Annotated in this window: 17 protein-coding genes; all 17 read left to right on the forward strand. The window is 59.7% G+C overall.

Features of this window, described 5'->3' with window-relative positions; translation table 11 throughout:
• The first annotated feature begins 7 nt into the window (after window positions 1-7).
• The 17 genes from C1A13_RS03070 (at window position 8) to C1A13_RS03155 (ending at window position 17416) form a co-directional block, all read left to right on the forward strand.
• Window positions 8-2458: a phage/plasmid primase, P4 family gene (locus tag C1A13_RS03070; RefSeq protein ID WP_146021673.1), complete on the forward strand. Its 2451-nt coding sequence runs from the start codon at window positions 8-10 to the stop codon at window positions 2456-2458.
• A gap of 281 nt (window positions 2459-2739) precedes the next feature.
• Window positions 2740-3060, forward strand: a complete 321-nt coding sequence (locus C1A13_RS14810) for a DUF1492 domain-containing protein (RefSeq protein WP_278277688.1) — start codon at window positions 2740-2742, stop codon at window positions 3058-3060.
• A gap of 566 nt (window positions 3061-3626) precedes the next feature.
• On the forward strand, window positions 3627-4178 hold the full coding sequence (locus C1A13_RS03080) for a hypothetical protein (RefSeq protein ID WP_101548987.1): 552 nt from the start codon (window positions 3627-3629) through the stop codon (window positions 4176-4178).
• Between the two features lie 29 nt (window positions 4179-4207).
• A complete protein-coding gene (locus C1A13_RS03085) occupies window positions 4208-6022 on the forward strand; it encodes a terminase gpA endonuclease subunit (RefSeq protein WP_242970890.1) in 1815 nt (604 codons plus the stop codon).
• 216 nt (window positions 6023-6238) lie between these two features.
• Entirely contained in the window at window positions 6239-8002 is a 1764-nt protein-coding gene (locus C1A13_RS03095) for a phage portal protein (protein WP_101548993.1), read from the forward strand.
• Window positions 7992-9983 (forward strand): prohead protease/major capsid protein fusion protein, encoded by a 1992-nt coding sequence (locus C1A13_RS03100; RefSeq protein ID WP_101548994.1) that lies wholly within the window; start codon window positions 7992-7994, stop codon window positions 9981-9983. Before C1A13_RS03095 ends, C1A13_RS03100 begins: the two co-directional genes overlap by 11 nt.
• Before the next feature lie 15 nt (window positions 9984-9998).
• On the forward strand, window positions 9999-10331 hold the full coding sequence (locus C1A13_RS03105; protein ID WP_101548996.1) for a DUF2190 family protein: 333 nt from the start codon (window positions 9999-10001) through the stop codon (window positions 10329-10331).
• A 9-nt stretch (window positions 10332-10340) separates the two neighbouring features.
• Window positions 10341-10592, forward strand: a complete 252-nt coding sequence (locus C1A13_RS03110; protein ID WP_101548998.1) for a hypothetical protein — start codon at window positions 10341-10343, stop codon at window positions 10590-10592.
• The gene (locus C1A13_RS03115; protein WP_101549000.1) at window positions 10592-10912 is read left to right on the forward strand and encodes a hypothetical protein; all 321 of its coding nucleotides are present in this window, start codon (window positions 10592-10594) and stop codon (window positions 10910-10912) included. The genes C1A13_RS03110 and C1A13_RS03115 overlap by 1 nt, the downstream gene beginning before the upstream one ends.
• Window position 10913: 1 nt before the next feature.
• Window positions 10914-11633 carry a hypothetical protein gene (locus C1A13_RS03120; RefSeq protein ID WP_101549003.1) on the forward strand — a complete coding sequence of 240 codons (720 nt, stop codon included), beginning with the start codon at window positions 10914-10916 and terminating at the stop codon, window positions 11631-11633.
• On the forward strand, window positions 11630-12166 hold the full coding sequence (locus C1A13_RS03125) for a hypothetical protein (RefSeq protein WP_101549005.1): 537 nt from the start codon (window positions 11630-11632) through the stop codon (window positions 12164-12166). The genes C1A13_RS03120 and C1A13_RS03125 overlap by 4 nt, the downstream gene beginning before the upstream one ends.
• 10 nt (window positions 12167-12176) lie before the next feature.
• Window positions 12177-13610 carry a phage tail sheath protein gene (locus C1A13_RS03130; RefSeq protein WP_101549007.1) on the forward strand — a complete coding sequence of 478 codons (1434 nt, stop codon included), beginning with the start codon at window positions 12177-12179 and terminating at the stop codon, window positions 13608-13610.
• The gene (locus tag C1A13_RS03135; protein WP_101549009.1) at window positions 13603-14115 is read left to right on the forward strand and encodes a phage major tail tube protein; all 513 of its coding nucleotides are present in this window, start codon (window positions 13603-13605) and stop codon (window positions 14113-14115) included. Before C1A13_RS03130 ends, C1A13_RS03135 begins: the two co-directional genes overlap by 8 nt.
• A gap of 11 nt (window positions 14116-14126) precedes the next feature.
• Window positions 14127-14513 carry a hypothetical protein gene (locus C1A13_RS03140; RefSeq protein WP_101549011.1) on the forward strand — a complete coding sequence of 129 codons (387 nt, stop codon included), beginning with the start codon at window positions 14127-14129 and terminating at the stop codon, window positions 14511-14513.
• A gap of 133 nt (window positions 14514-14646) precedes the next feature.
• Window positions 14647-16293: a hypothetical protein gene (locus tag C1A13_RS03145; protein WP_101549013.1), complete on the forward strand. Its 1647-nt coding sequence runs from the start codon at window positions 14647-14649 to the stop codon at window positions 16291-16293.
• The gene (locus tag C1A13_RS03150) at window positions 16284-16496 is read left to right on the forward strand and encodes a tail protein X (protein ID WP_242970806.1); all 213 of its coding nucleotides are present in this window, start codon (window positions 16284-16286) and stop codon (window positions 16494-16496) included. Before C1A13_RS03145 ends, C1A13_RS03150 begins: the two co-directional genes overlap by 10 nt.
• Before the next feature lie 5 nt (window positions 16497-16501).
• Entirely contained in the window at window positions 16502-17416 is a 915-nt protein-coding gene (locus tag C1A13_RS03155; protein ID WP_101549015.1) for a phage late control D family protein, read from the forward strand.
• The last annotated feature ends 1 nt before the right edge of the window (window position 17417 follow it).

Here is a 17417-nt window from a genome sequence, read left to right on the forward strand (position 1 = left end):
TGATACTGTGTACGATAGAGTCCCAGAGGGCTTGCGAAGCCTGCGCCAGTGGGTCTGCCACAGATTCCCCGACAAGGCCCCGCTCTGCCCCTTCCCGGACGAACGCGGCGATTTGACGTTTGCCTCCTGCAACAAGCCGGAGACATGGGGGAGTTTCGAGGCCGCGGTCAAGGCCGTTTCCCTCGGCTGGGCCAAAGGCATCGGGATCGAATTTGCCAACGGCATCGCGGGGATCGACATCGATCACTGCGTCGACGGCGGGGAGCTATCCGAGCTGGCCAGGGAGATCGTCGAGACGTTTCGGAGTTATACGGAGATATCCCCTTCCGGTACCGGCGTGCATATCCTCTTTCGCGGCAAGCTGCCCGGGACCGGCCGCAAGCTGCCGATGCTCGGCCTCGAGGTCTACGACAGCGGCCGGTATTTTACCGTTACGGGCAACGCCTACCTTGATCCGGATGGCGACGCATATCCTCTGCGCGACTGCACCGAGGAGCTCGGCGCATTTTATAAGCGGTACTTCGATGATACTCCGCCCGAGCAGACGAAGTTGCAAACAAAGTCTGCATCTCCTGCGGATACTCAAAAGAGGGCGGCGTCAGCTCAGGGGGAAGCGGTCCGCGATCTCTCGGACGAGGAGATCCTGGAGATCGCCTACAAATCCAGAAACGGAGAGGCATTCCGGCGGCTTTATGACGGGACCTATTCTGCTGCAGAGGTGCCACAGCGCAAGGACGGTACGCCCGATCAATCCTCAATCGATATGCGGCTGGCCAATCATCTGGCATTTTGGTACGGCGCGGACCCGGACCGGGTGGACCGTATGTTCCGTCGATCTGCGCTCTTTCGGCCCAAATGGGACCGTTCAGTCGGTGGAGGCAAGACTTACGGCCAGAGGACGGTGGAAATCGCCTGCAGGGGGCGTAAAGACGTGTTTGTTCCCTATGACCGGCCAAGTGATTCCCTGCAGCCGCCGATGCCGGACGAGCCGCCCCCGCCGTCCCCGGGCAAATCGGCCGCGGCGGCCTCCGACCTGCCTGCGGAGGAGGAAGACCAGGTCATCCCTCAAAATCCCACAAAGTATACGCACGACGACACCGGCAACGCGCATCGGTTCCGCGACGCCAACTACAAGGACCTGCGCTATGACCACGTTGATAAGGTGTGGTATTGCTGGACAGGGAAGCGATGGCAGGAGGACCAGACCGGGGAGGTCAAGCGGCGGGCCGACGAACTGCTCGACGAGATGGAGGGGGAGGCAAAGCGCAAACCAGACGACGAGGCCGCGCCGCTGCTCAAGCTCGTGCGGCGTACACGCAGCTCCAAGAGCAAGGAGGCCATGATCAAGGAGGCGCAGCACCTCGAGGGCATACCGGTGCTGCCCAACGAGTTTGACCGCTATAAGGATGCCCTCAATGTGCAGAACGGTGTGGTCAATCTCAAGACCGGCCGCCTGCGCCCGCATAGCCGCAAGCTCATGCTGTCGATGCTGGCCGACGTAGACTTCAATCCGGACGCCAAGTGCCCCCGCTGGATCCACTTCCTCGAGGACGTCACGAGGGGAGATCAGGAACTTCAACTGTACCTGCAGCGCACGGTCGGTTACTGCCTGACCGGCTCGACGATCGAACAGTGTGTGTTTTTCCTCTTCGGCAACGGCAAAAACGGCAAAAGCACCTTCCTTGACACGATCAGCTCGATCATGGGGGACTACGCCAAGAACAGCCAAGCTGAAACGGTCATGCAAAAGGACCGTGGGAGCAGGGGCGCGAGCTCGGATGTCGCGCGGCTTAAAGGCGCGCGCCTCGTTACGACGAGCGAGCCCAACGACGGCTGCCGCCTCGACGAGGGGATCGTAAAGCAGATGACCGGCGGCGAAAAGATTACGGCCCGGATGCTCTATAAGGCCGAGATCGAATATCGCCCCGAGTTCAAGATCATGATGGGCACCAACGTCCGGCCAAAGATCACCGGCTCGGACGACGGTATCTGGAGGCGCGTCAAGATGATTCCTTTCACGGCACAGATCCCGGCGAACAAAATTGATCGGCGGCTGGGGGATAAGCTGCGCGAGGAAAAATCGGGTATCCTCAACTGGGCGATCGCCGGCGCGATCGGCTGGTATAACGAGGGGCTGCCGCCGTGCGCGGCGGTGGACTACGCCAACGAGGAGTATCGCAAGGATATGGACCGGATGCAGCAGTTTGTTGAGGACTGCCTGACACGCACACCGGGCAACTCGCTGCAGGCGATGGTTTTATACGGGGTCTACCGGCGCTGGTGCGAGCAGAATGGAGAGCGATACCCGCTCTCCACAACCAAATTTTCAATGGAGTTGCAGGATCACTACGGATTCCGCAAGCAGAAAAACGCCCGCTTCAACGAGTACATGGACGTCGACTTTACGGAGGTCGGGCAGCAGTTCTGCCTTCTTTCCCCCGACTCCCCCCACCCCTGATGGAGACGATGCCAGCTTGGAGGATATCACCGGAACTTTCCCCTAGCATTGAAAAACGCTAGGAAAAGTTCGTCTGGTAGCCTCCAACGTTAGAAACGTCTCCACAAATCCACTATCCATAGGCTTTTGTGTTGAATCTCCGCTCCATATCCCTTCCATACCATCCAATAGGAGGACTCTCTTTTATGACGCTCGAAGAAAAGAAGAATAAGCTGAGGAAATATGCCATAGCGATTGATAGACTCGCGCGGAAGTGCAGAGAGGCGGACCGCTGGGATAGCATGGCCGAGGGCACGGGCGGCATCGTGCAGGCTGGGCGTCGGCGGGGAGAGCCAGACGTGATCAAGGAGACGGCGATCGCCGTGCGGCAGGAGTGCGAGCAGCTTGCCTCGGAGGCCAACGACCTGCGGCGGGAGCTGGTAACCGCGCTCGACCAGGTCGCTGACGATGAGCGGCGGGAGCTGCTCGAACGGAAGTACCTCGAGGGAAAGAGCAACGCCCAGCTCTCGGCAGAGTACGGTGTGTGCGAGCGTACCGTGCGCCGGCGGCTGGGCACCGCGATTCGAGACCTCGATCGATTCAGCGGGTATTTCATGGGGTAGGTGTCCGCAAATGTCCGGAAATGTCCGGGTTTGTCCGCATTTGTCCACTTGAATTCCATACCGTTCTTGACGTATAATAATGCTTAGAGAGATGCGCTCGAAAGGGCGTGTCTCTTTTTTGATGCCCAAATTCAAATTGGGCCGGATTCAAGTCTCCGGAATGGATTCAAATCGCCGCTCGAAAGTTATCCACCAGTCATCAACGCTGAGGCCCCTGGGCGGGCGTTTTCCACCGTCTCCGAGCAGGAGCCGTCGCGATATTGCCAGCCTGCCGTATGCGTCAAGGTACTTCCCCGGGGGTACCCCGCGCGCGGGTCTTGCGAGGCCCGGCAATCACCCGCATTAAAAACCAAAAAAGTGGTTTGAAATCTTGATCGGGGTTTGTCCGCCAGGTTACGTCCGAATTTTGTGAAGAATGCCGAACGCCCGCGCGGCAGAACCGGCCCGGGGCCGGGGCGGCGGGAACCGGCAAAGTGACGAAAAATTGTCCTGTGGTGGTTGGCGCTGGATGGAATGGAAGAGGAATCGGACGGCACCGTCCCGGGGGACAGGGGAGGAGCGGAATAATGGCGGAAAAGGATGAGCTGTATTTCGAGGGTGGGGCGATTATCGCCTGTACGCGGCTCACGGCGGAGTATTTCGGTGTGACGCCGGCGACACTCTCCAACTGGATGCGTGCCGGGTGCCCGCGCTATAAGCATGGATACTGGGACATCCGTGCGGTCACTGACTGGCGTGGCAAGCAGGAGGGGGAGAAGCTCGCGGCGGCTGCGGCAAGCGATCCCTCAAAGCTGACGCCTGCTCAGCAGAAGGTACACTACGAGGCACAGCTGAAAGAGGTACAGCTGGAGGCTGCGCGGCTGCGCAATCGGTTTAACAGCGGCATGTACCTGGAGCGGGCGACGGTTGTGGATGAGCTTGCAAAGTACTTCATCGTGCTCAAACACTCGCTGCTCGGCTTGGGGCACGAACTGAGTCTGATGGTGTCTCCCTACGTCGACGCGGACCGGGGCCGCCAGATTGACAGGACGATTGACGAGCGCGTCAAGGATATGCTCGAGCAGATGGCGGTTGAGGGAGTGTACGACGCAAAGACCAGCACCACGGAGGCGATTTGATGCCAGACAGGATCATCCCGGACTGGATTATGGAGGCGCTGCAGGCGCTGCGCCCTCCGGGGCGGCTGACGGTAAGCGAGTGGGCCGACGCCAACCGTGTCCTGACTAGCGGGGAATCCAATAAGCCTGGGCGCTGGCGCACCGACTTTACCCCGTATCTGCGTGAGATCATGGACGCTTTTACAGCGCCGGACGTTGAAGAAATCATCCTGGTAAAGCCGACGCAGGTCGGCGGCACGGAAGCGATGCTCAATATGATGGGATACGCGATCTGCAACGATCCCGCGCCGATGCTGGTGGTCTATCCGCAAAAGGAATTGGCCGAATCAGTCAGCGATCACCGGATCCAGCCGATGATCCGGGCGTGTCCCGAGCTTCGCCGGCGCTACGACGAGAACAGCAAGCGGCTCGACCTCAACTTTACAGGCGGAGTCTACGTGGGGATCGTCGGCGCGAATTCGCCGAGCGACCTCGCGAGCCGCCCGGTCAAGAACGTCTTCCTCGACGAGGAGGATAAATTCCCCGCCCGGGCGGGCAAGGAGGCCTCGCCCGCCGCGCTGGCGATGGAGCGGCAAAAGACCTACCCGGCGAACCGCAAAACGATGCGTGCTTCGACGCCCGTCTTTGAGCAGGGGCCGATCTGGCAGAGCTGGCTGAAAGCCGACACGCAGATGGAGTGCCTTGTGGATTGTCCTCACTGCGGAACGAGCTGGGGCTTTGAGTTTAAGCAGCTCAAATGGCCGGAGGGCGCGGACGAAGAACGGGCACGCAAGGAGGCGGTCTACTGCTGCCCGAATTGCGGCGCGGTTATCACCGAGACCGAAAAGGCAGACATGATCAGGAGTTGTCACTGGGAGGTCACGCGATCCAATGGGAGCCGGAAGCGCCTTGCGTTCCATTTCAATACCTTCTATTCTCCCTGGATAAAATTTGGGGATATCGCGGCGGAGTTCCTCAAGAGCAAGGATTATCCGGAGCTCCTGCAGAACTTCATCAACTCCTGGCTGGCGGAGCCCTACCGCGAGGTCGAAAGCCAGATGGATGCCGAGAAGCTGCTGCAACGGCAGAGCCAGTATCCCGCGATGACGGTCCCGACAGGCGCAGCCATGCTGACGGGAGGAGTGGACGTGCAGCGAAAGAGCTTTTACTGGACGGTCCGCGCCTGGATGCCGAACATGACGAGCTTCAACGTTGCGCACGGGCAGGCGTTTACCTGGATGGAAATCGAGCAGGTCATGAACGCATGGTACCGTGATCCCGCAGGCGGTCGGTATCAGGTCAACCTCTGCTGCGTGGACTCAGGAGACCAGACGGACGACGTATACAATTTCTGTGCGATCAACCGCGAATGGGCGGTGCCGATCAAAGGCTCCTCAAACAGGATGCTGACCAAATATCGGGCGACGACGATTGACCGGGACGGGATCTCCCGGGGCATGACGCTGATCATGGTGGACACGGACTTTTACAAGGATATGATCTTTGCCCGCTTCTTCCGGGATGAGGAGAACGGTGGCTGGTACCTGCACGACAAATGCGACGCGGAGTATGCGGAAATGGTGACCGCCGAGCATAAGGTTATCGAGCGGGACCGCGGCCGGTTGGTGAGCCGCTGGAGGCCAAAGGTGACCGGAGCGGACAACCACTATCTGGACTGCGAAGTATATGCCGCCTGCGCCGCCGACGTCTATGGGTTGCGCACTCTCAGCGCCAACCAGGCACGGCAGGAGCGGCAGCCCGCCGTGCAGCAGGAACCGCAGCATTATCAGCGCGCCGAATCGGCGCAGCACCGGCCGATGGGGAGCGGCAATACGTTCAGGCGCAGGAAATGGAGGGGATGGTAATGACACTGGAGGAACTCAAGGCGCGACACACGGCTGTCCTGCGGGCGATCAATAAGATCGAAAACGGGGCACAGGAGTATCGGATTGGACAGAGGACGGTCCGGTATGGGGATTTGGCTACGCTCTACAAGCAGGAGTCCGACCTGAGTAAAGAGATCTCACGGTTGGAGCGCCCGCGCTCGACAGTGGCCGTTTTGGGCCGGAGGAGGTGATGATTTGGCAAAGGATATGGGTCTTCTGAAACGGATGGCTTATGGAGTCGCGCCAAAATGGGCATACCACCGCGATGTCTACCGCCAGCTGGGGCGCGGCTTTTACACGGCCGCCGACCGCGGCCCGCGCAGTGCGAACTGGACCACGGTCAACGCAACGGGTGAACAGGCCAACAGCGCATCGCGGGACATCGTCCGGACGCGAAGCCGCGACCTCGAGCGGAACTCGGACATTATGGGCGCGGAGATCCTGGCATTTGAGCGCAACGTTGTCGGGACGGGAATCGTGTTGCAGGCGAAGGTGCTCGGATCCAACGGAAAAGAGGACGAGGATCTCAATACGCAAATCGAGACACTTTGGCGGGAGTGGAGCCGGCCGGGCAACTGCGAGATCACAGGGCGGTTTGGCATGGGCGAAATCGAGGCAATGATCGTTCGCCGGCGCTTTGTCGACGGTGGGATCCTGATACTCAAAGTATTTGACAAAGGCGCGTTTAAGCTGCAGCTGCTGGAAGTGGATGATCTGGACGGCACGCTGCCGATGTGCAACGGGAATCGTGTGATAGGCGGGATTGAAGTGGATGAGTATCGACGCCCAGTCGCCTATCATATCCAAGTTTTTAACGCATGGGGGATGCGTGTGCGGACTGAGCGGGTACCCGCGGATCGCGTCATCTACCTGCCCTATCTCACACGGCCCAGTCAGACGCGGGAGATGACGCCGGCTGCGGCGTCGCTGCCGCGCATCGATGACGTGAACGAGCTGGTCGACGCCGCGGTCGAAAAAGAGCGCGTGCTGGCGCATCTTTCTGTGGTCGTCGAATCGGACGGAGGCGGCGGGATCGGCATCTCCGCGCTTGGACGCGGCGGGGGAGATCCGGTGCCCGGGAGGAACGAGGAAGCCGATCCGGAGATCCTCGAGCAGGGGACGGTCACCTACCTGCGACCCGGGGAGAAGGTATCAACCATCGCGCCGGCCGGCACGAGCTCCACCGTCGATCCAATGGTCAAGACAACGCAGCGCCTCGTCGGCGGCGGAGTTGGGCTCAGCTATGAATCCGTCTCCCGGGACATGTCGCAGGTCAACTACTCCTCGGCACGCCAAGGGCTGCTCGAGGACCAGAAAACATACAGGATGCTGCAGCGATATTTGATCGATCACTTTTGCGACGAGGTCTATGGAGAGTGGCTTGACTGGATGATCCTGAGCGGGCAGCTGCAGATACCCGGCTACTTCTCAGACCGGGATCGGTACTTGCGGCACATCTGGATCGCCAGCGGGTGGGACTGGATCGATCCGCTCAAGGAAGCGAACGCCAATAAACAGGCGCTCGACAGCTGCCAGACGACGCTGCAGGAGATCTGTGCAAGCAAGGGTAAGGATTACCGCGATGTCCTGCGCCAGCGGGCCGTGGAACTGGAGCTGACACAATCCCTTTTGGAGTGGCATGGAAAACAGGAGGAGACTTCGGAAGAAGAGGATATCGAGCCGGAAGAGTCCAGCAAGGAAACGAAGGCTTCGGACGAGTCCACAGCGGCGGAGGTGGCCTCGCAGGGCGATTCTATTCAGAGCATCTCGCTCAACGGAGCGCAGATCGAAAGCCTGATCGCGATCGTTCAGCTGGTGGTCACTGGAGCGTTCCCGTATGAGTCCGCGCTGGCGATCCTGACCGCGGCGTTTCCCTTTGATGAAGAGCAGGCCAAAAAGGTCCTGAATAATGGGAAACAGATACCAACCAAAAAGGAGGACGAAAGCGATGCCGAATAAAAAGCGCCCGCCCACCGCCAACACCCCGATGTACCGCAGCGCAAACCTGATGTGCCGCGCCGTGGACGGGCAGACAAACCGGTACGAGCTTGCCTTTTCGAGCGAGGAGCCTTATGCGAGATGGGGAGATGTCGAGGTCCTGCTGCACGAACCCGGCGCGGTTGACCTGAGCAGATTTGGAGACGTCGGAACGCTGCTCTTCTCCCATGGGAACGACCCCAATTACGGGCGGGTGCCGATCGGCAGAGTCTTGCGCGCATGGCTTGACGAGACCGACCGCGTCTGCCGCGCTGAGATTGAATTTGACGAGGAGGATGAATCCTGCAAGCGCCTCAAATCCAAACTCGACCGGGGGATGCTCAACGGGGTGTCCGTGGGCTACTCGGTCAGGGCATGGACGCGGCTCGAACCGGGGCAGAGGAGTGTAGACGGCCGGTTTACCGGCCCGATGTACCTGGCGGCGCAATGGACGCCGCATGAAATCAGTCTGGAGCCGGTGCCGGCCGATCCTACGGTCGGGCTCGGTAAAAATTTTGATCATGAGGAGGACAATCAAATGAATGAAAACGAGATGAACAATGGCATCAGGGGAGCGGCGGCACCGGCGAACCAGCCCACCGCAGAGCAGCCCGCAGTTGCCCCCGCAGTACCGGCAGCGCCGGAAGGGGCTGCGAGATCCGTAGAACCCAATGCACCCAATCCGGATCCGATCGCAGAGGAGCGCACCCGCGCGGCGGGTATCGTGGCCCTCTGTGGCCGTTTCGGCCTCGATTCGACGGAGTATATCCGCGGCGGAGAATCGCTGGAGCGGGTGCAGACCAGCGTACTGGAGGCACTGGCAAGGCGGCCCGGCGGCCAGCCGGTTGCGACCGGCGCGCGTGGCGTGGAAATCGTCGCCGATGAAGTGGATAAGACCAGGGCGGCGGCTGTCGACGGGCTGCTGATGCGCGAGGGGCTCGCTGTAAAGAATCCGGCCCCGGGCGCGGAAGAGTTCCGCGGTATGAGCCTGCAGGCGATCGCGGCCGAATGCCTGATGCGTTCCGGAGTCAGCGGCGCGAACCGTATGAGCCGGGACGAACTCTGGAAACGTTCGTTGACTCCGGACAGCGCGTTCTCCGCGATCGCGGCCAACGTCGCTGATCGGGTGGTGCTGGCAGCGCACGAGGCGGCCCCGACGACCTTCCAGTACTGGACGACGAAGGGAAGCCTGACGGATTTCCGGCCGACCGACGTCTACGAGATCAGCGAGTCGGGCGAACTGGATGAGATCAAGCAGACCGGCGAATTTAAGGAGGCGCGCCTTTCCGACAAGAAAGTCGCGCAGAAAAAACTGCTTACCTTCGGCAAAATGGTGACCTTCTCCCGACAGATGTTTATCAATGACGACATCGGCATGGTCACCCGCACGTTGACGGCGTTGACGATGGCATTCCAGCGGGGCATCAATAAGGCGGTTTACGGGCTGCTCAAGGATAATCCGACGATGTACGACGGCAACACACTTTTCAGCGCGGCGCACAAGAACCTCTGCACGGGCGCGGCGCCTGGCACGGCCGCATTCGCAGAGGCCCGCAAGCTCATGCGCCGCCAGAAGGATCTCGGCGGCAAGGTCACGATGAACATTTCGCCGGCGTACGTGCTTACAAGCTCGGCAGACGAAACCACAATCGAGGCACTGCTCGCTTCGCTGGCAGATCCGAGCGGCAGCAATTCGGGCGTGGCCAACGTATTCCGCAACAAAATGCAGATGGTCGTAGACGCGGAACTCGATGTCGATTCGGGCGCGCAGCCCTTTTACTTCGCGGCAGATCCCCGGATGGCAGATACGGTCGAGGTTGATTACCTCAACGGCGTCGAGACGCCGGCGGTTGAGATGCAGGCCGACTTTGACCGGCTCGGATTCCGCTACCGCATCTACGGCGACCGCGGGATTACGCTGCTTGGCTATCGGGGTCTTGTCAAAAATCCGGGAAAGGAATAAGAGGGGAGGATTAGAATGATGGCGACTTATGTTCAGAAGGGCGAAAACATCAATTACAAGAATGGCGGATCGGAAAAAATCGCGTACGGTGATGTCGTGGTCATCTCCGACCGGATCGGAGTTGCCTCTGTGGATATTTCCGCAGGAGAGACCGGCGTCATAAGCTTGGAGGGCGTCTATGAGATGCCTGCCGAGGCAACTGCGGCATTTGAGGTCGGGCAGACAGTGTATTGGGACACCACCAATAAACGCCTCACGGCGACGAAGCCTGCCTCCGGGGCGATCGTCGCAGGTGTTGCGATCGAGCCGAAAGCAACCGCGGCCGCGCTGGCGCTCGTCAAGCTGTGAGGTGCGGCGATGATTAGATTGACAAACCCGCTGATCCACGACGGAAGAGTTTGCCCTGCCGGCGAAATGATCATACTGGATGAAGAATTCGAGCGCGCGATCGTCGCTGCCGGCAACGCGGAGCAGGTCGGCCCGAGCGAGGCGGGAGCGGCCCTCCCGGAACCTGAGCCGGATGGCGAGACACCAGAAGAACGGGAGCCGCAGGAAGAATCGGAGGACTTAGAAATACGGCTGGGCCGTCCCGGCCGTGGAGGGTTCTGATGAGCTTGCGGGACCAGGTGCTTGAGGATTTGAAGACGATCTTCAACCTTGATGAGATGGCCTCCGAGCACAGCTTCGCGGGCCGGGTACTGCAGCTGGTCGTTGATAACGACCAGTTGCAAAAGAACGCCCTGCAGGCCCCCGGAGGCCTCTACGACGGGGATGTTCTGATCTTTGCAAAGGCTGGGCAGCTCGCCGGCCTGCAGCTCACGCCCGGCCGCGCGGTGGACTTCGACGGCAGGCCATACGTGATCGCGGGAATTATCGATGAGGACGGGGTGACGCAGATCACGCTGACGGCAGCTCAGGGAGGCTATTGAAGTGGAAAGCATTGTCTATGCCAATACGGATCAGCTGGATAAGGTTGCGGAACTGCTCAAGGGATATCCGGTCAGTGCGGTAAAAACCCTGAACCATGTGTTTGCCCGGGCAGGGGATACCGTCCGTGTCGAGCTGGGCCGACAGATTCCAAAGGTGTTTGGCGCGCCGCAGAAGGAGATCAAGGATGCCTTGAACAGCGGAAGACGAAAAGTGCGTACCGTGCAGGGAGCGGTCGGTGAAGGGACGGTCTCTGTGGAGGTTGTCGGGCGGCCGCTTACAGCTGTGAGGTTTAAGCACACACCCTCGGTCCCGCCCTCAGTTGCCGCGAAGGAGCGGGCGGCAAGCGGCAAAAAGTCACGAAACCCGCGCAGGTACCAAGCGAGGGTCATGATCTACCGCGACCGCGGGATGCTTACGCTGGGTCCAGTGGCGGGTTCGGACGGCAAGAATAAATCAGTATTTCTGGCGAGCACGGGCACGAAAAATCCGGTAAAAGTGCCTTACATCTTCTTTTACCGCACGGGGCAAATAGAGGGTGGTGGCCGCGAGGGCATAAAGCCGGTAGTCAGTCTGTCGGTCCCCCAGATGGTAACCAATGAAAAGGTGGCTAAGCCCCTGACCGAGAAGGTAAACGAAACGATCAGTAAACGCCTGTTGCACGAGCTAGACCAGGAGTTTGGAAATCTTGGGACAAATCTCAAGGCGGGAGGCACGTTATGACGGTTTCAGCGTTGCGGGAAATCAAAGAATGGGCGGAGGATGCGTTGAGGGACGTTCAGCTCCAACGGCCAGCCGATGGGGAGCGGCTGGACCAATATGAGCTGGTGACGCCAGCGGTGCATATTGGGTGGGTGCCTCCCGGAAGTATTTTGCCGTCTGGATCGGGCGACCGGATCCGCGTCCCCTGCGTCGTGGTCGGCGCCGATGAGGTCGACGCAGACGAGGAATCGACGGAGATCCAGCTGATGTTCACGGCGGTGGTCTTTGACCCGGGACATCAGGTCAGAGGGGAGAACGGCAGCCTTGGCTGGGCGGCCAACTTTGACGGCTATGTGAACCTGCTTAATCTCTTGGATCGCCTCCGGGCGAGGATCCTCCGGGACCGAAGAATTGCAGTCAAATACCGCGTGGCCTCCACGGTTGTCCTTAAAACCTACGAGGAGCAGCCGTGGCCATACTGGTATGGTTATCTAAAGCTGACAGCGACGTGTGAGCCATACCCCGCAAGTGGGTATGCGGAATTTTTGGAATAGGAGTGATAGCATGAGCGAATACCGGCATGGTGCATATGCCGATCCGGAGGCCTCGCGGGACTATGTATCGCCCCCCGGAATCGGGACGATCCCGGTGTACGTTGGCCGTGCGCCGGTGCATCAACTGGCGGATTACGCCGGCAGGAAAGATGTCCCCTTGCTGATCAACAGCTACAATGATGCGATCCAGCAAATCGGATACAGCGACGACTGGGAGAATTACGAGCTTTCCGAGGCAGTTTACGCCCACTTCAAGAACAACGTCCAGAGCGTAGGACCGATCGTCGTGATCAATGCCATGGATCCGGAAACCGGGAAGGGCGCGCAGACCAAGAGCGTCGAAGTACAGTTCAGCAAGCGCCGGGCGACGATTCGGACAAGCACGGCGATTCTGTCTACCCTGGCGCTCGCCGACAAGACCGCCGATGTGGACTACACTGCGGTTTACTCTGCCGATGGCATGAGCGTGCAGCTGACGGATCTCAAGGGCGGCCTGTCCTCGGTCACGGTCACCTACTCGGAGGTGGATCCGGCGAGCGTCACCGAAGAGGATGTCGTCGACGCGCTGGTGTTGGGCCTCAAGCGGGTCTACTACGATCTGGGTGAGGTCCCGACCATTCTCTGCGCCCCCGGGTGGAGTGAGAAAAAGGTAGTGTATGAGGCGCTGGTCGCCTCGGCAGAGAAGGTCAATGGGCATTGGTACGCCTATGTTAACGCCGATCTGGACTGCAGGACGGCCAAGACGATCTCTGCGGCGATCGATGCCAAGGCGGCGTATGAAACCGAGGCAGGGACGGTCTCGCTTCTGTGGCCGCGTGGGAAAAAGGGCACGCGGGTTTTTCACGCGAGCGTCCTCAACACGGTTACGATGCAGCGCGTTGACTACGGGAACGGCAACGTGCCCTATGAGACGCCCTCCAATAAGCGGGTCGATATTGACTCGATGTGCCTGGCGGATGGAACCCCGATCCAGTACGATCAGGAGGATGCCAATCTCCTCAACGCGGCGGGTATCGATACGATGACCTTCTGGGAGGGAACCTGGCGGATGTGGGGATCCCACACGGCGGCCTTTTCTCATGACAAAGTCATGAACGACCGGCGGGACATCTTCGACGTCAACGTGCGAATGGTGCGGTACGTCGCCAATCTCTTCCAGCGGCGGTATGGTGATGAGGTTGATAAGCCGATGAAACGCAGCCGAAAGGACACGATGCTCAATGACTTCCAGGCCCAGCTGGATGCGATGATCTCGGATGGCGCGCTGCTCCTCGGCACGATCGAATTCGAGGAGGGTAAGAACAGCCTCGACGATATGGTTGAAGGGAACTTTGTGTTTACCACGGAGATCAGCAACCCCGTCCCAGGCAAGAACCTGACGACGTCGGTGCGCTGGACCTCCGAGGGTCTGCTACTGATCTTTGGAGGTGACGAGAATGAGTAAGGTGATTACCGGCGCGGTCGGTGCGATGAACATACTTGCCGGGGGCCGGGAGATTGGAGACGCGACGAGCGTCACGCTGCCGGATATCGAGCGCCCGACGACGGAGATTAAGGGTGCGGGGATCATGGGGACCTTTGCTATGCCGATCTCCGGGCAGGTCAACGCGATGACGGCGTCGGTCGCGGTGCGCGCGGCCAACGCGGACAAGCGGTATCTGGTGGGCAACAACGTCGACCTGGAAATCCGGTTCGCTTTCGACTGCCGCGCCAGTGACGGAACTCTGTTTGTCGCCGGCACAAAAATTTTTCTACGCGGACACACGACAAAGATCGGCAGCGGAAAGGCCGAGCCCGGGAGCACGCGGGATGAGACGTACGATTACTCGGTCGTGCGCTACCGTGAGGTCGTGGACGGTGAGGAAACGCTGCTGGTCGACCAGATCGCCGGCCGTTTTGTCGTCGGTGGAAAGGATCTCATGGGTGGGGTCAGCAGGATTATTAAATAAGGAGGATCTATATGGACGAAAACCGTACAATGGGTGATCTTGGAGGAGAGGCGGAAGAGACCGCAACGGAGAACGTGCTGGAACTAAAACACCCGCTTAAGGTCGACGGTGAGGAAATTGACAAGATTGAGTACGATTTTGACGTGCTGACCGCGAAGGATCTGCATGAAGCATCAAAGTACCTCAAGCAGCTGGGCATTCCCGTGAGCGTGCCCGCTCTCGATATGGATTACCAGTTGACGGTCTTTGGCAAGGCCGTCAAAAAGCGGATGCCGCGGGTTACGCTCAATGACCTCATGCGGCTTTCCAGTGCCGACGCCATGAAAGCGACAGGTCTCACGAGGGATTTTTTGCTCGATTTGGATCCCGGGCAGAGGGAGCTTGGATCCGACGAGTAATCGCTCAGCTCACGATGACCACGGCAAATTCCGCCCGGGAACTTGCCGAAATGCCGCTTGAAGATCTCTTTGAGTATTATGAGGCGGTAGCCTTTGAACTGGAACAATTCGCGAAGGGCAAGGAGGCGCAGGAATGAATAAAAAGGAGTTACGCGCGCTGATCACCATCGCGGGGAAGGTGGACCCCTCTCTGCAGGTGGCTATGCTCAAGGCGAGCGGAGAGAGCATGAAAACCTCCGGAAAAATAGGGAAGATGTGGGGCAGTCTGGGCACAAAACTCAAATCTGGAGCGGTGGGACTGCTCAAAGGTCTGGGGACGACCATACTCGCCGTGGGCACTGCCGCAGCCGTAACCTTCGGGGCGATGGGAGTTGCGGGCCTTGAGTACGCGAGCGACCTGCAGGAAGTCCAGAACGTCGTCGACAAGACCTTCGCGGAAAACAGCGCAATCATTGACGACTTCGCGGCCCGTTCGCTCGAGGCCTACGGCCTGAACGCGCTTGAGGCGAAAAAGTACAGCTCGACGGTGGGCGCGATGCTCAAATCCATGGGGCTGACCAGCGATGAAACGCTGGTCATGTCCCAGAACCTCACGGCCCTCGCGGGGGATGTTGCGAGCTTTTACAACCTCTCGGGCGACGAGGCGTTTGAGAAGATCCGCGCCGGGATCTCGGGAGAGACGGAGCCGCTCAAGCAGCTCGGCATCAATATGTCGGTGGCCAATCTGGAAGCCTACGCGCTCAGTCAGGGCATTTCGACGGCGTACAATAAGATGTCGCAGGCGGATCAGGCCGTGCTACGCTACAACTACCTTCTTTCTGCGACAGCGGATGCGCAGGGGGATTTCGCGGATACCTCCGACAGCTTCGCCAATCAGCAAAAGCTGCTGAAGGCAAATATCCAGCAGACGGCAGGCGAGATCATGCAAAACATGCTGCCGGCGCTCGCCGGTGCGATGAAGGAGGCCAATGGCTTTATCAAGAGCCTTGATACGGCGGCGATCGGACAGTTTGTCGGCAGCCTTGCAGACATGGCTGTGGCGTTTATGCCGCTCGTGATGGATCTGATGCCGCTCTTCGGCAACCTGATCGGAATGATCATGCCGCCGCTGCTGCAGATCGGTCAGGCAATTATTCCAATCATCGTGCAGGTGGTGCAGACCCTGATGCAGGTGCTTGAGCCGTTGATTCCTCCGGTCATGCAATTTGTCCAGGTGCTTCTGCCGCCTCTGCAGACGTTGCTCACGGCAATCTCTCCGCTCCTTACGGCGTTGGCAAATCTGCTGGGCAACGTGCTCGGCCCGGTGCTCAAGGTGGTTGGAGCAATTTTTCAGGCGATCTGCGACCTGATCGCGGCCTTTGCAAAGCCAATTACTGACTTTATCAATGGGATTGTCAATTTCTTTGGGGGCGGAGGTAAGGCGCAGGAGCAACTATCGAATGTATCTGCATCCGACCTGGAGATGCAAAACTATGCGCTTGGCGGCTTCTCTGCCCGGCCAGCGATTTTCGGTGAAGCGGGACTTGAGGCGGCGATCCCGATTAAGCCCGGCAACCCGCGCAGCATTGGCCTTCTGCAGCGCACCGCGCAGCTGCTTGGAATAGGGACCCTCAATGAGGGCGACGACCAAAAGCAGGAAATCAACTTTACTTATGCGCCGGTCATTTACGCGGAGGGCGACACGGGCCCCGTCGAGCAGATGCTGCGCCGCGGCGCGGCGGAGATGCGGCGGATGATCGAGGACTTTTTCTCTGATAGGGGGCGGCTGGCATGGGAGTAGAGGGCTTCGACTATGTCACGATGCAGGGGGACACCTTCGACATGCTGGCGCTTGATGCCTATAATGATGAGTTTCAGGCGGTAGAACTCATCCGGGCAAACCCGAAGCATGCCGGGGTGGTCGTGTTCGACGCCGGCACAACCCTCCGCATTCCCTATCTGCAGGCGGCCCCGCCGGAATCTCTGCCGCCTTGGAAGAAGTGACCGAAATGGCAAAGGTGCTTTATAATGGCAAGGACATTTCCGCTGACGTCGAGATCGGCGTACTCGACGTCAGCGACAGCTGCGGAGATCAGATCGACGCAATCGATGCTGTGTTCGCGGACAGTCGGGGACAGTGGAGCGGCTGGAAGCCGCAGAAAGGCGAGACGCTGGACGTCGAGCAGGACGGATACCGGGCCGGCCAGATGTGGATCGACCGGATCCGGCAGCAGAATGGCAAGCTGGCGCTGGGGGCGATCAGTCTGCCTCCGGCCGGACGGACGCCCCGGACGAAGGTGTGGGAAAATGTAACGCTTCTCACGCTGGCCGCGGAGAAGGCGGCGCTCTACGGCCTGACGCCCGAGTTTTATGGGGTGCCGTCCTATCCGTACGCACGAGTCGATCAGATTTCCCGCAAGGACTTCGGATTCCTGCAGGAGCGTGCGAGACTCGAGGGGTGCACGATGAAACTCAGTGACGGGAAGCTCGTCATCTACTCGGACGCCTATATGGAGTCTCTGCCAGCGGCCCGCAGGATCGATGCGTCCGAGTTCTATGGGCCTCCAAACTTTGACGATTCGGCCGGGCAGACCTATAGCAGCTGTACAGTGAGCTGGGGAGATTTCTCCGCAACGCACACGGACCCCGGCTGCCTTGGCCCGGAAAGGATCGTCAGCAATATCCCGGTCAGCTCGATCGGCGAGGCGCAACGGTTTGCGCGATACCTCCTGCGGGACGCCAACAAACGAGAGACGCGAGGGGAGATTTCCGTGCTGCTTGATACAACGATCGCAGGGGGCAGCGTCGTGGAGGTGACCGGGATGGGACTCAGCGACGGCCGGTATTTCGTGGAGCTCGCCCGGCACAGCTTTGCCGAGCAGGTCACGACCCTGCAGATACGCAGGTGCTTTGAGAGGTATTGAC

It is taken from the genome of Anaerotruncus massiliensis (ex Togo et al. 2026), from assembly GCF_900199635.1.
In the GTDB taxonomy this organism is placed as follows: domain Bacteria; phylum Bacillota; class Clostridia; order Oscillospirales; family Ruminococcaceae; genus Anaerotruncus; species Anaerotruncus massiliensis.

Coding starts and splice junctions, on each gene's coding strand:
- C1A13_RS14810 (WP_278277688.1), top strand. CDS start 2,740: ATGGCCGAGGGCACGGGCGGCATCGTGCAGGCTGGGCGTCGGCGGGGA.
- C1A13_RS03080 (WP_101548987.1), top strand. CDS start 3,627: ATGGCGGAAAAGGATGAGCTGTATTTCGAGGGTGGGGCGATTATCGCC.
- C1A13_RS03085 (WP_242970890.1), top strand. CDS start 4,208: ATGGAGGCGCTGCAGGCGCTGCGCCCTCCGGGGCGGCTGACGGTAAGC.
- C1A13_RS03100 (WP_101548994.1), top strand. CDS start 7,992: ATGCCGAATAAAAAGCGCCCGCCCACCGCCAACACCCCGATGTACCGC.
- C1A13_RS03105 (WP_101548996.1), top strand. CDS start 9,999: ATGATGGCGACTTATGTTCAGAAGGGCGAAAACATCAATTACAAGAAT.
- C1A13_RS03110 (WP_101548998.1), top strand. CDS start 10,341: ATGATTAGATTGACAAACCCGCTGATCCACGACGGAAGAGTTTGCCCT.
- C1A13_RS03115 (WP_101549000.1), top strand. CDS start 10,592: ATGAGCTTGCGGGACCAGGTGCTTGAGGATTTGAAGACGATCTTCAAC.
- C1A13_RS03125 (WP_101549005.1), top strand. CDS start 11,630: ATGACGGTTTCAGCGTTGCGGGAAATCAAAGAATGGGCGGAGGATGCG.
- C1A13_RS03130 (WP_101549007.1), top strand. CDS start 12,177: ATGAGCGAATACCGGCATGGTGCATATGCCGATCCGGAGGCCTCGCGG.
- C1A13_RS03135 (WP_101549009.1), top strand. CDS start 13,603: ATGAGTAAGGTGATTACCGGCGCGGTCGGTGCGATGAACATACTTGCC.
- C1A13_RS03140 (WP_101549011.1), top strand. CDS start 14,127: ATGGACGAAAACCGTACAATGGGTGATCTTGGAGGAGAGGCGGAAGAG.
- C1A13_RS03145 (WP_101549013.1), top strand. CDS start 14,647: ATGAATAAAAAGGAGTTACGCGCGCTGATCACCATCGCGGGGAAGGTG.
- C1A13_RS03150 (WP_242970806.1), top strand. CDS start 16,284: ATGGGAGTAGAGGGCTTCGACTATGTCACGATGCAGGGGGACACCTTC.
- C1A13_RS03155 (WP_101549015.1), top strand. CDS start 16,502: ATGGCAAAGGTGCTTTATAATGGCAAGGACATTTCCGCTGACGTCGAG.